The organism is Rothia sp. P13129, assembly GCF_048512865.1.
Classification (GTDB): domain Bacteria; phylum Actinomycetota; class Actinomycetes; order Actinomycetales; family Micrococcaceae; genus Rothia.
The window spans coordinates 28717-42558 of record NZ_JBLXYA010000007.1; the positions used below are offsets into that span (position 1 = coordinate 28717).

Genomic DNA, 13842 nt, shown 5'->3' on the forward strand with positions numbered 1-13842 from the left:
CACTATTTTGATTTGTGAAGAGAAAAAAATCTGTGTATAGTTATTACTCGTTGCGGTGATAAGTCGTAATGAATATTCCCCCGTAGCTCAATTGGCAGAGCATTCGACTGTTAATCGAAGGGTTACTGGTTCGAGTCCAGTCGGGGGAGCATAGATGAAACACCTGACAAGATAATTTGTCAGGTGTTTCTTTTTTTACGTAAAAACTCCTCAAAACTTACTTCTCTCACCTGGCAAGTACCAATACTCTTAAACCATTTGGCAGGAGTGAACTAGCAGCTTCTCTAGATACTTCGTCGACGATGTGACACGACTCAATCTCATAGATTGAAGAAAGTCTCTAACAGTAGAATAATGAGAGAAACTGGTACACTTGCACCGGAAAGCACACTTACTTTTGGAGAGGTTGAGTATGACCGATAACGGTACACCTATCAGCAACGGGGCTCAGAAGAAATCTTCTTCTGGTCTTAAAGCTACATTTTCTAACTTGAAGTCCAACGTCACCAGCACTATCGATGCAACTAAAGTAGTTACTCGCCTCACCCCGAAGCAGATCAAAGACGAAGTTCAAATTGCTAAACTTGAGCTCAAAAACAAAGGCGTTGCATTCGGTAAAGGTGCCGCATTCGTTGTCGTTGGTGTGGTCTTTGGACTATTCCTCATTATTTCACTGATTACTGCAGGCATTCTTGCTCTAGGTACCGTCATGAAGCCTGTCTACGCTGCGCTGACACTAGCATTAGTGTTCCTGCTTCTTCTACTTATTTTCGCCCTTATCGGTGTCAAGAAGATCAAGAAACAGCTTCCTCTAAAACCTGAATCCGCAATTTTCGGACTCATGTATGACCTCGGCGTTCTCAAACACGGCTCCCAGATGGACTCTGCCCGTCTGAAACGTGAACAAGAAGAGAAAGCTAAAGCCAAAGCAGACGCAAAGAAAGCTGCCGCTGAAGAGAAAGAAAAAGCTGCCGCAGACCCTTCAACTACAGCAGTTCTTGCTTCTGCACCCAATGAAGAGCAACTCAAACAACGCACCAAACAGCGTCGTGAACACCTCAAGAGCCTACGTGATGACATTCAAACCTACAGCGGCAACGTTAAGGAGCAATTCACGGGTTTTTTAGACGAAACAAAGAGTAGCGTAGTTTCTTTGCCTGCGACTATCTCTGAAACAGGTAATCGTCTAGCAAAGAACGCAAGCGACCCCGACGTCCTCAAAGCTCGTGGCGGTTCTTTCGCGTTGCTCATCGGAGCTGTAGGCGTCTTCTTCATTTTCTTGAAAAAACTTCTACGCCGTAACTCCTAACAAAGGTTCTCTAAGCTAAGTACGTGCTAAGAACCACCCACTAAAAGGTGTCTTATTCATCCTAATCTTCATAGGAAATAAGACGCCTTTTGTGTTTTAAAGCTCCCCGACTCTGAGACAAAAATATGAGATTATAGAGGAATAACAATAAGCTTTCTTCATTGATACGCAAGATACGGTTACTTGTAGAACAACTCTGCAAGGAAAATACAACGCGAATAGGTGTTCCATACGATATGACACAACAGTCTCTAACCATCATGATTGGTGCTGATACGTACCCTCCAGATGTTAACGGTGCTGCTCAATTCGGTTATCGTTTGGCAACAGCAATGCATCACCGCGGACACCAAGTCCATGTGGTTGCGGCAAACCCTAAGGAACGTAAAAACTATACTCGCACGGTTAACGGCGTCGTTGAACATCGTCTCATCTCGCATAAAGCACTAACCCACCCTACTATCCGTATTTGTACACCTTGGGGTATCTGGAAACGAGTAGGCGAGATACTCGACGATGTTAAACCTGATGTTGTGCACGTCCAATGCCACTACATCGTAGGACGAGTACTGCTTCTTCAAGCCCGCAAACGTGGCATTCGCGTGGTCGCAACAAACCATTTTATGCCCGAGAACCTCGACCCATTCTTGCCCTTTCCCCGCTGGTTTAACGATGCGTTTGCAAAACTCAGTTGGAAGGACATGCGCTTCGTCCTTGAACGTGCTCAGGTTGTTACGACACCCACCCCGATTGCTGCGCGCGCGATGAAGGAAGCCGGCAATTTTAAAAAACCAGTTATTCCTATCTCTAACGGCATTAACTCTGACGATTACCAGCTTCGCGAGGGAGAGCATTTCGACCCTCACCCGCAGGAGCTTCGTATTTTCTTCGCCGGCCGTCTTGCTGTTGAAAAGAATATTGACGTGCTGATTGAAGCTCTCTCGTTACTGCCTCAAGAACTGAACCACACTGTTCTTGAACTTGCCGGTGAAGGTGAAAAGCATGAAGAACTCCAAGAGAAAGCACAAGAATGTGGCGTTGCAGATCGTGTACGTTTCCTTGGCTACGTTAGCGATGAACAGCTAAGAGAAGGGTATCTCCGAGCTGATGTATTCTGCCAACCAGGAACAGCAGAATTACAATCCTTAGTGACACTTGAAGCGATGAGCGCTTCTCGCCCCGTTGTTTTGGCTAATGCGCTAGCTCTACCTCATCTGGTGCAGGAGGGAGAGAATGGCTACCTGTTTGAGCCGAATAACGCTGCAGATTTAGCTCAAAAACTGGCGCAGGTACTTCTTGCACCGGAAAAGGAACGTCGCCGTATGGGGCAGTGCAGCAGACAAATGGTTGAAATCCATTCTGCTCAAAAGACTTGGGAAACTTTCGAATCTCTCTATCTTTCTAACCAGATATATTACGATTTCGTGGTTTCTCAGAAAAAATAGTGCTGTAGATTTTTTCTCTACGGTATTATCAGGTACGCTATTAACCGTTGCTCTTTTGGTAGCGACGCTTTGGGGCCTTAGCTCAGCTGGTCAGAGCAGGGGACTCATAATCCCTTGGTCGCGGGTTCAAGTCCCGCAGGCCCTACAAGAGCTAGTTTCGCTTCGGTGCTGGCAATCATTTGATAAGTCGTCCCTATCGGTATAAAGCCGATAGGGACGACTTTTTTCTTACCTTTTGTCTTCTTGCAACGTTGGACATAAGGATATGCTCAGCGGTGAGAGCTTCACCTAATCGTTCGGTGTGGGTGGAATCAACACCGGGGCTACCTCAACCTCTATTTCTTGCTGTGAGGAAAGAGCCTATGCCGGTAGCTGAGTTGAGTAATCTGCCCTAGTCCCGAGCCATCTGCTGTATCTCTGGCGTAGGTCGTGGCTGAAATCGGTAGTGAAGTAGCAACCGTTCTTGAAGACATATTGGGATACGGTGACGTCCTCAATAACTGCTTCAACTAAACTGTTTTCAACAGAGAAGGGATGTAATCGCAGACATCCCTCCACTTGTTTTTTAAAATCAATAGGAGTGTTACTCATGGCCTCGAAGCATATTTACGATCAGAACCACCGAGAATATGTTTCTCTATCCGCAGCGTATGTAGGGCACCTGATGACAAGTAGTCTTCTGGCACCTCTTGCAGGCCTTATGTACGGGTTACTCTCATACTTCTTCCCTGTCCTCAATTTTGGGGTTCAAAACCTCGTTATCTTTATCATTGCTGTGGTCATTGTGGGTGAGCTGATTGTGGTGCTGATTCAACGCCCCTTTATTATCAAGGCTTCTCACAGTGACCCAGGTGGGTGGGGTTATGCCTTACCTGAGTTTCTAGTGCTCCCTTGTTTGGCTGGATTAGGAGCATTTCTCATCTCTCGTGAGCTGTCAGCTGGTCTTGTGTGTGCGCTTGCGTTCTTTATTGTTTTTGGGGTTGCAGGTTTGTTGTCTAAACCGTGGACGCCAGGTCTGTCTCGTGCTGAGATTCGTGAGAGATATGAGCAAACTAAAGACATGATTCAAGCAGGCTATATAGAGGAAAAATATCGTGATGTAGAAGTTGACCCTTCGCATAGAGATTTATTTAAGAAACGATAGACTCTTACGACTTGTGAAAAGCTAGGGAAGCCTCCTTCGGCGTCTTTTCATGCTCTAAAGCGGAGGGCTGTCCTGTGCCTATGTATTTTCATGACGATGAGATGTCTCTGAAACTGCTTTATGTCATCGAGCATTTCAGAATAAGCTGTTTGTTCTGCAACGGTGGAATTTTGAATAGGAACTGTTCCGATTGGAGTCGGCTAAGAGCAGCAGTAGCTGAAAAAGAAAAGTGGTAGCAAACTCAGCAACAGCAACCTTCCCTAGATTTTAGTTTTCCTTTTTAGGATTCCCTTTAGCTGGTGAATAAAACTGGTTTCCTTGACGAACTAACAAGATTAAAGAAAACAAAGACAAGGAGATGGGAACTAACTTAAAATTGCTACCCAAGTCTCTAACTATTAAATGAGAAGTGTAGAAAACGGCTGCCGACATAAGCAGGGAGACCGCAATAACGAAAATCTTCTGACGAGTGTTCAAGCCTTTAACTTCTAAGTTTTGGGCTGTCTTGGAAGAAGAGCGGAGTCCCAAGAACAATAGAGTCTTATGCATAGGGCTCCTTCCACATAACTGAAATATATCCTACGTCACACTAGCGGTGTCATCAAGATGTTTAAGGGGTGCGTAATACCCTGATTGAGATTTGTGAGCCCATATGCGACAACCCAAGCGCATTTCACTCCAGCTCAGACCTGCATAACTACGACTTCAGTTTGGGTACTTTTAACCTTCCTCTTCGCGCCCAATGAGCGAAAGAACAAAAGAAGAATACACGTCATGAGTATGCAAAACTACCTAAATTGACCGTGAATATATCAGGTTAGCGGAAAATTTGGCTAAAGAAGGATTTGAATTAAAAACTTGTAATATGGTGGCAATATACTAAATGCTTGTAGGGGGAACAAAAGATTTTTGTTCCCCCTACAAGCATTTAACTATCATGTTGTTCGTCATCCTGAACATACCGTCCAGCAGCTGACTTAGATACTCCTATCTGTTCAGTAATTTTGGTGGGCTGATAAACCTTAGACACAGATTCTGCTACCCGTTTTTGTCTGTCGTTGGCACGAGCCAGATACTCGTCTCGAGGCTCCGCTAAAATTCATGAGTATGTGACCTCAAGCGGAAAATACTTATCGAGTGATACTGAGCCCACCTGATTCTGACCACGTAAACACATATCCGCGAGAGAATTCAATGCGTGCTTGCCCATGACGTACAATCTCGTCAGTTACCGGATAACCGTACCGCCGAATATCTTTAATCCACGTATTATAAAAAGCGCCTCGGGCGTTAAGTACTTTCGCCCCAGTACTGGAATGCCACACGATAGCGGTTCGATGCTGGCTTCCGGTTGCTTGATACATTACTTGAGCACCGCCGAAACTTAGGTCGCTCTCATCAGTGACAGGGAAACCTAAGGTTAAGGCGCCGCCTCGTTTTGCCCATGTATTGAAAATGCCACCGCGGGCGTTCATAGAATGTGCGCCGGTTTGTTCAGACCAGTACACAACGGTTTCTCGGCCCGTTCCGATATTTTTGAATGTTTGTTTGGCTCCATGGTTAAACGTGGATTCGTTCATTGTTGGGTAGCCCCAGCCGCGTATGCCACCATTGTGAGTATGTTTAACTCCAATTGCGCCCGGTTCCCATACGGTATAGGTTCCGGTGTGTGCTGACCAGTAGATTGCGGTGCTTTTTCCCTGTTTATTGCGGAAACGCTGATAGTATCCGCCATCGGGCAGTCTTTGTTCACTCATTGCGGGATAGCCAAGTTTTTGATGATGCTCAGTATAGTATGAGCCGATAGCGCCCGAACGTTTGACGGGGTGAGCGCCCAGCTGAGACGTCCAATAAATTGAGTATTGGTTTTCAAAATGCTGAACTACTGCGCCATCTGCTAAGGGAATCTCGTGGGACGTTGGTTCACCGTAGACCCGTATTCCACCAGTTGTTCGATAAGTATTCTCGATACCCGAATTTTCTTTGAGTTGGTAGACCGGTGGCGCCAGTGATTTTGCTGTGAGCACTGCCTTATAGGCATGTACAAGAGGATAGCCTTGTGTCCATGTGCCGGTTTCCCTAAGAATTCGCCGTATTTGCTCTACCGTCAGTTCAGAGTTGACTTCTTTCATCATGGCAATAACGCCCGCAACATGTGGTGCTGCCATAGACGTGCCATTTAGTGCCGCGTAGGTTGGTTTTTCTTGTTGATATAGGCCCGTGTTTGAGGTTGATATAACAGGTTCGCCTACTGTTCCTCCGGGAGCAATCACATCTATTTCTTGCCCCTTATTCGTATATGCGGTTAGTGCGCCCCATGATGTGGTTGCACCGACGACTACTGCCCGATAACAGTTAGCAGGGGCATAGTCTTTTGTATTTTCACTGAAATTTCCTGCTGCAACGACTACTGGGATTCCTCGTGCATGAGCGTAATTGATAGCTCTTTGCAGGTATGGATCGCATTTGCCTTTCCACGCTAATGACATATTAATAACATCTACCGGTGGTTGTTCAGGGAAGCCCGATACTTTTCCACCGGCTGCAGCAAAGACGGCGTCCGCAAAATCGGCAAGGTATCCGCTTCCGGAATTTCCTATGGCTCTGAAGTGTTTGGTGGATACTTCTGGGGCTGTAATTTTGGTGTCGCCTTCGACGTGAGTTCCGTGCCAATCAGAATACCTAAATCGGGAGTATGTTCCGGTGTCGGTTTCGTCCCAATCACGTCCAGGCTCTCCGTCACGCCCATAGAATTCGTCGCTGATGAGGTCTAGCCCTCTGAGTCTATGTGCAAGGAGTGAGGGGTGTTGTGTTGCGCCTGAATCAACGATGCCGATGATGATGTTTTTTCCTGTGGCGAGGTGCTCTACGTTGTGAGCGTTAATTTGTTGAGCTGTCCACGTCGAAAGTGATGTGTCGCGGGTGATGCGTTTTTTCTGTGATGAAAGAGCGTTATGGATGATGGGGTCGGGCCGAGCATCTACAATTCTAGGATCTTCTTCCAAGGTTTGAACGGCAACGTTTTGTTCTTCTTGACTGAGTGGGGACTCTACTTGGATAACTGTGGTGTTTTCGTCGTCGAGTACTGAGTCTTTAACAATTTGAGTATGTTCAAGGGTGTCTGTTTTATCTTCCGCGATATCGAGCGCTTGAGCTTTTTCTTCTGCATCGGTGTCTTCTGCGAAGCTGACGATGAGCCTGTCTGTTTCTTCGGCTACGTAGGGGTGCCGTTGGGTAAGTTCTTGGAGAGTGGCTTGTTGGTCTAGTTGCTGTTCAGGTGTTTCATATAAGGACGTAGCGTGTGTTGGTGTGATACTGCTGAGCATAAGAGCTGCAGTGATGAAGATGGGGGATATCTTTTTCACGTGTTCTCTCTACATATATAGGGGGAAGGGGAGTAGTGAGGGCGTGTAGAGGAGACGACAAAAGGGGCGGAGCATGTTGCTCCGTCCCCCTTAATAAGCGAGTGATATATATGTAGTATGAGTCTCTCGACACCCCTCAATGCTATTATTATGCCTTGTCAAAACCATTTTTGCGAGTAGGTGTGGGGTGTTTTTATGCAGGAACTAGGTAACTTAGCTGATAGAAGGTGCCTCAACGTTTGCTCGTGGAGCATGCGAGGCTAAAAAGTCTTCTGCAACAGGTAGGAGAATACTTGGCTTTTCGAGAAACAATAATGTTAACGGGTTAATATATTCCCACTCTCCTGCAATATTCTGGCGGACTCCCCAATGGATACATCGTTGCGGGCAATGCTGAACTGTTTCATCTACCTGCGCAATAACTTCTCCAATAGATACTGTCTCACCTGTTTCTTTTGCCTGGGTGACGGGCTCAAAACTCGATTTATAACCATCCTCATGTTCAATAGTGATGACATACCTATCAACAACTTTTCCTGAAAAAATGATTTTTCCACTCATTGGTGCCCGTATTGAACCGTGAGCTACGATATCTACTCCTCTATGACCTTTAGCCCAACGCTGTTGAGGTTTTTGAAAAGCTCTCAAAACCTCTAATGGTTCGGAAACAGGGGAAACCCACTGGTGTTCACGGTGATGCACTGAGGTGGAGCTAGTCGGTGAGGGTTCCGCTCTTTCGAAAGGTTGGGCTGCGCTCGCGGCACTGTAGAACACCACCATGATGATGGTGAATAGGGTTGTGAATCTTTGGGAGGTAACGCGCATAGTTTTCATCTGGTCAGGTTCTTTCGCGTATGAAGAGGCAAAATACTATCTTCTTCGAGACTGAATGAGGTGAGAAGCGTTGTCGTTGGCTTGGCCAAAATTGTGGATAGTTGTAAGTTTTGCTGTATTAATATTGAGAGGGTTAGGTTCGCTGATGAAGGCGCTATTTTGGTTGATATTGGTGCCTGTCTCAGTGTGGGGTAGAGGCTAAGAAACCGTGGTGTGGTGCACTGGTTGTTGATGAGCTGGGTTGTTGTTTTCTGCTGCCTCTAGAAAACCTTGGTTTTTTGCTCACATTCGCCGTATTCCGTATGTTTTTGACGGTGTCGATGCGGTATAGTTGGCTATTGCAGTTCGATACTTCCTGCCTAAAAACTTTGAGTCTTATGGCTTAGGTTCTTATTGAGAGGTTTCGAGAAGTCACCATACATAGTGACTTACCGCTGTAGAAGTGGTCTGACAACGCGTAAAACAATATCTTCATAAAGCCTCTCAAATATATTCTGGGGTTTATGTGAAGACTGAGAACTTTCGGTCCATCAAATGAGGTGGTGAAGGTCTGAGTATTGTTCAGGGTATCCTCCCTCGAACAATATGAGTTTTACCAGGGGAGTGTTTTACTCCAATGTAAACCGATAACTACTATGCGCGTGGACGGTTAGCCTGGAATCAGGGATCGCCACGGCACATCTATATAAAAGGAGACGACATGCCAGTCGTAACTATGCGCCAGCTTCTTGACTCTGGTGTTCACTTTGGTCACCAGACCCGTCGCTGGAACCCCAAGATGAAGCGCTTCATCTTCACCGAACGTAACGGCATTTACATCATCGACTTGCAGCAGTCTTTGGCTTTCATCGATAAAGCTTACGAAGCTGTTAAAGCAACCGTTGCTCACGGTGGCACCATCCTCTTCGTTGGTACCAAGAAGCAAGCTCAGGAAGCTATCGCTGAACAGGCTACTCGAGTTAACATGCCTTATGTTAACCACCGTTGGCTTGGTGGTATGCTCACCAACTTCGAGACTGTTTCTAAGCGTATCGACCGCATGAAAGAACTAGAGCAGATCGACTTTGACGATGTTGCAGGCTCACAGTTCACCAAAAAAGAACTCCTCTTGCTCCGTCGCGAACACGAAAAGCTCGAGCGCACCCTCGGCGGTATTCGCAACCTCACCAAGACCCCTAGCCTTTTGTGGGTTGTTGACACCAAGAAAGAGCACCTCGCAATTGACGAAGCTCAGAAGCTCAACATTCCTGTTGTGGCAATTCTTGACACCAACTGCGACCCTGACGAAGTTGCTTTCCCCATCCCCGGTAACGACGACGCGATTCGCTCCGTTAACCTCCTCACCCGCGTCATTGCTGACGCAGTTGCAGAAGGTCTTCTAGAACGCAACAACAAAAAAGCCGGCAAGGGAAACACTGCTGAAGAACCTATGGCTGAATGGGAGCGCGAGCTTCTTGAACAGCACAAAGCTGAAAAGACCGCAGAAACTACCGAAGCATCTGCAGAGTAATTTCACATAAAACTAATGGCGCCCACCTAAGTTTTTGGGTGGGCGCCATTAGCAAAAACCACACTGTAACACCCCAGACAGTGTGTATGTATAAAAATCTTTGAACTAAAACAATCAAGGAGTTCACAATGGCGAACTACACCGCAGCAGACATTAAAGCACTGCGCGAAAAGACCGGCGCAGGTATGCTCGACGTCAAGAAAGCTCTCGACGAGGCTAACGGCGACCAGCAGAAAGCAATGGAAATCATCCGCGTTAAAGGCCTCAAGGGCGTTACCAAGCGTGAAGGCCGTGCAACCGCTGAAGGTCTTATCGCTGCACGCGTTGAAAACGGCGTTGGCTACATGGTAGAAGTCAACTCTGAAACTGACTTCGTAGCAAAATCTGATCCTTTCGTAGAATTCGGTAACAACGTTCTTGAAGCAGCTATTGCAGCTGGCGCTTCCACTTTGGAAGAACTTCAGGCAGCTACCGTAGACGGAAAGACTGTTGAAGAACTCACCACCGAAGCTGGCGCACTCTTGGGCGAAAAAATTGTTGTTCGCCGCGTAGCACGCGTTGAAGGTGAAAACATTGCTGTGTACTTGCACAAGACCTCCAAAGACCTTCCTGCACAGGTTGGCGTTCTTTTGGCTGTCACCGGTGAAAACACCGATACCGTAGCGCACGATGTTGCTGTACACATTGCAGCATTGTCTCCTAAATACTTGAACTCTGAAGCTATCCCAGCTGAAGACGTTGAAGCAGAAAAGCGCGTTGCTGAAGAAACCGCTGCTGCTGAAGGTAAGCCTGAGCAGATTATTCCAAAAATTGTTGAAGGCAAGCTCAAAGCTTTCTACAAGGAAAACACCTTGCTTGATCAGGACTTCGCAAAAGATTCTTCCAAGTCTGTTGCTAAGGTTCTTGAAGAAGCTGGCGCTACCGCTACCGCTTTCGAGCGTTTCCGCGTTGGTGCATAAATAAAATCTTCACTGTTTTGCTCTCAAAAAATAGAAATATTTTAGATTGAGCCGAACATAACAAGGGGAAGTACCTAGAACGGTACTTCCCCTTGTCGTATGCTATTAGACGAGAACGCGTTTTATGACGCATGATAAATACAGAACTTTTTGGAGGCTCCATCATGACTCAGCCCGCTACTACCCCCACTTATCGCGATGACACAGGACGCCGTCGAGTTCTTCTCAAACTATCTGGGGAAGTCTTTGGTGGCGGAGAAGTTGGTATTGCAACTGACGTCGTTCGTGGAGTTGCTGAACAAATCGCTGCAACTATTGGAAAAGTAGAGACCGCTATTGTGATTGGTGGAGGTAACTTCTTCCGCGGAGCAGAGCTCTCAAACGCTGGCATGGATCGTTCCCGTGCAGACTACATGGGCATGCTAGGTACGGTCATGAATTCCTTGGCTCTTCAAGATTTCCTTGAACAAGCTGGTATTGACACCCGTGTTCAATCCGCTATTACTATGCCTCAGGTTGCCGAAACCTATATTCCCCGTCGTGCGATTCGCCATATGCAAAAAGACCGCGTCGTAATTTTTGGTGCTGGCGCTGGTCTACCTTATTTCTCGACAGATACAGTTGCTGCTCAGCGTGCTCTTGAGATTTCTGCAGATGAGGTTCTCGTTGCAAAAAATGGTGTTGACGGTATCTACACTGCAGACCCTAAGACAAATCCCGATGCTGAACGTCTTTATAGCCTCACCTATGATGAGGCAATGCGTAAGAATATCCGTGTGATGGATCAGACGGCGTTCTCTCTCTGCCGTGATAACAACGTCACGATGCGCGTATTTGGTATGCAAGGTGACGGTAATGTAACTCGAGCTATTCTTGGCGAAAAGATGGGAACGCTCGTTACCGCTTAATCAATGTGAGGAACGATATTGATGAGAGGCTCTTCTGCTCATTTGGTTTGTCAACACCAGATGAGAGCAGGGGAGCCTCTTTTGGGTTGATAGCTCTTTGCACCTTCACGGAATTAACACTTGGTTCTTCGAGATGTCTTAAGCAAGAAGAGAGTAAATCAACTAGACTAATAGGGAGCATACCTATTGGTCATTGTGACTGATAAAAATACCGTATTAAAAGGAGATACCGTTGATCGAGGAATCATTAGCAGAAGCAACAACAAAGATGGACAAGGCAGTAGAAGCCGCTAAGAACGAATTTGCAAATGTGCGTACTGGTCGTGCAAATCCTTCATTGTTCTCTTCATTGACCGTAGAATACTACGGAACTCCTACCCCTTTGCAGCAGCTTGCATCCTTCCAGACTCCTGAGGCTCGCACTATCCTTATCACTCCTTACGATAAGTCTGCGCTTGGTGATATTGAAAAGGCTCTACGTAATTCTGACCTTGGTGCTAACCCTGCAAATGACGGTAACGTCATCCGTGTTGTGATGCCAGAAATGACAGAAGAACGCCGTAAAGAATACATCAAGATTGTTGGCAATAAAGCTGAGGAAGCACGTGTTTCCGTACGCAATATCCGTCGTACTGCAAAGAGCGCTATCGACAAGCTGGTCAAAGATGGCGAAGTAGGCGAAGATGAAGGCTCTCGCGGAGAAAAAGAACTAGACGCTTTGACCAAAAAGCATATTGATCAGATTGATGAGCTATTCAAGCGTAAAGAAGCGGAGCTTCTTGAGGTCTAAATTTGATGGGTACTCGGGTTAAACAGCAAACTGGGTCAAAGAATTCTAAAGCGGGACGTAACCTTCCTGCTGCTATCTTCGTAGGGACCTTTTTAGGTGCTCTTCTTATCATTGGTTTGTTTTGCTACCCTTGGCTTCTTGTCATTCTTGGTGCGCTTGCTGCTGCAGTTGGTACGTGGGAAGTAACTTCTGGTATCAATAAGAAACGCGGTATGGGAATACCTCTGTTTCCTACAGTAGCAAGCGCATTATTCCTACCCCTTATTGCTTATATCGGGGGTGGGCAATGGATGATTACTGCAATGGTGTGCGCTATTTTAGCGCAGATTATTTGGCGTCTTTTTGGTCCTAAAGACGGCATGATTATGTCAGTGATGGGATCTATCTTTGTGACCTCTTGGGTTCCTTTTATGGTGGCATTAGCGTTGCTGTTATTTAGGACAGACGGTGGCTCAGGCAAAATATTTCTCATTTTGTTGATGGCAGTTGCAAATGACACATGGGGGTATTTAGCGGGGGTACGCTGGGGCAAGCACCCGATGGCGCCAACGATTTCTCCGAAAAAAACATGGGAAGGTTTTGCTGGCTCCTTGATAGGGGCTGCATTGACGGCTGTTATTTCGTGTTTCTTTTTAGGGTATCCGTGGTGGTTCGGTGTTATCTTGGCATGTGCGCTGGTAATAACAGCAACCGCTGGTGATCTTTCTGAGTCGATGATTAAGCGTGAAATCGGCATTAAAGATATGTCAAATATTCTTCCTGGTCATGGTGGAGTGATGGACCGGTTAGATTCTATTGTTTTTTGTTTAGCTGTTGGATACGTGCTATTTACTGGTTTTGAATTCCTTTTTTAAGGTTTTACACGTGATGGAATAACATTTTCTTCACAGGTATTTTGAGGTGGTTTATATGGGAGAAAGACGTCAGCGCCTTCGTGAATTTCGTTTGGTTGAGCCGAAGAAACAGGGGTATTCTGCGCGTGAAGTAGACGCTTTCTTTGTTCAGCTGGTTGAGGATTTTGAAAATTTGCGTGCCGGACGAACTCACCCTGGGATGATGACCTCAACGACTATTCGCACCATGAGTTTTACACCGGTGCAGGGCGGTTACTATCCGGCTGACGTTGACGCGACCTTAGATCGTGTTGAAGACCGTTTCGCGTCTTTGGAACGTCGTCGTTATATTGAAAAATATGGTCGTCAGACATGGCGTCAGGCGGTAGAAGAAAGTGCTGAATTGGTGATGGGGCGTATCAACCGTGCTCCGGGTGAGCGTTTTCGCCGCCCTAGCTCTACACGGGTACAAGGGTATTTTGTCGATGATGTGGATGCCTTATGTGAGAAGCTGCGTCAGCATTTTCAAGGCGAGGGAGAACTTTCTGCGAGTCTGGTTCGTCGGGCAGTTTTTCGTAGCGCTGTAGGTTCTTTATGTTATGAAGAGACGCAAGTTGACGCATTTATGGACCGCTGTATTGAGCTTATGCTGGATTTAAAGTAGTTTTGTGTCGCTTTCATTACTCACCACAAACATAATTTCTTAAGAAAATATCACCCTGCTGACTATCTAGGTATAATGACT

The 13842-nt window shown here is 46.4% G+C and carries 11 protein-coding genes and 2 tRNA genes; 11 read left to right on the top strand and 2 right to left on the bottom strand.

Going from position 1 to position 13842, the window contains the following annotated elements:
- Positions 1-76: 76 nt before the first annotated feature.
- From ACN081_RS05885 to ACN081_RS05905, 5 genes are all read left to right on the top strand, one after another.
- Positions 77-149 (top strand) — tRNA-Asn (locus tag ACN081_RS05885).
- 263 nt (positions 150-412) lie between these two features.
- Entirely contained in the window at positions 413-1309 is an 897-nt protein-coding gene (locus ACN081_RS05890) for a phage holin family protein (protein WP_419107241.1), read from the top strand.
- A gap of 236 nt (positions 1310-1545) precedes the next feature.
- Positions 1546-2754 (top strand): glycosyltransferase, encoded by a 1209-nt coding sequence (locus ACN081_RS05895; RefSeq protein ID WP_419107242.1) that lies wholly within the window; start codon positions 1546-1548, stop codon positions 2752-2754.
- A gap of 71 nt (positions 2755-2825) precedes the next feature.
- A tRNA-Ile gene (locus tag ACN081_RS05900) sits at positions 2826-2899 on the top strand.
- A 444-nt stretch (positions 2900-3343) separates the two neighbouring features.
- The gene (locus ACN081_RS05905; RefSeq protein ID WP_419107243.1) at positions 3344-3898 is read left to right on the top strand and encodes a hypothetical protein; all 555 of its coding nucleotides are present in this window, start codon (positions 3344-3346) and stop codon (positions 3896-3898) included.
- A 1130-nt stretch (positions 3899-5028) separates the two neighbouring features.
- On the opposite strand, the gene ACN081_RS05910 is transcribed toward ACN081_RS05905, so the two are convergent.
- Complete coding sequence (locus tag ACN081_RS05910) at positions 5029-7263, bottom strand: S8 family serine peptidase (protein ID WP_419107244.1); 2235 nt, start codon at positions 7261-7263, stop codon at positions 5029-5031.
- Positions 7264-7476: 213 nt separating this feature from the next.
- Positions 7477-8097, bottom strand: coding sequence for a M23 family metallopeptidase (locus ACN081_RS05915; RefSeq protein WP_419107245.1), 621 nt, complete (start codon positions 8095-8097; stop codon positions 7477-7479).
- Between the two features lie 700 nt (positions 8098-8797).
- Between ACN081_RS05915 and rpsB the strand changes: the two genes are divergently transcribed.
- The 6 genes from rpsB (at position 8798) to ACN081_RS05945 (ending at position 13761) form a co-directional block, all read left to right on the top strand.
- Complete coding sequence (rpsB, locus tag ACN081_RS05920) at positions 8798-9607, top strand: 30S ribosomal protein S2 (RefSeq protein WP_419102146.1); 810 nt, start codon at positions 8798-8800, stop codon at positions 9605-9607.
- A gap of 128 nt (positions 9608-9735) precedes the next feature.
- Positions 9736-10566 (top strand): translation elongation factor Ts, encoded by an 831-nt coding sequence (tsf, locus tag ACN081_RS05925; RefSeq protein ID WP_419107246.1) that lies wholly within the window; start codon positions 9736-9738, stop codon positions 10564-10566.
- A gap of 164 nt (positions 10567-10730) precedes the next feature.
- Positions 10731-11474, top strand: coding sequence for a UMP kinase (gene pyrH, locus ACN081_RS05930; protein WP_419102148.1), 744 nt, complete (start codon positions 10731-10733; stop codon positions 11472-11474).
- Between the two features lie 232 nt (positions 11475-11706).
- A complete protein-coding gene (gene frr, locus ACN081_RS05935) occupies positions 11707-12264 on the top strand; it encodes a ribosome recycling factor (protein WP_419103285.1) in 558 nt (185 codons plus the stop codon).
- A 5-nt stretch (positions 12265-12269) separates the two neighbouring features.
- Positions 12270-13118: a phosphatidate cytidylyltransferase gene (locus ACN081_RS05940; protein WP_419103284.1), complete on the top strand. Its 849-nt coding sequence runs from the start codon at positions 12270-12272 to the stop codon at positions 13116-13118.
- A gap of 55 nt (positions 13119-13173) precedes the next feature.
- Positions 13174-13761, top strand: a complete 588-nt coding sequence (locus ACN081_RS05945) for a cell division protein DivIVA (RefSeq protein ID WP_419103283.1) — start codon at positions 13174-13176, stop codon at positions 13759-13761.
- Positions 13762-13842 lie beyond the last annotated feature (81 nt).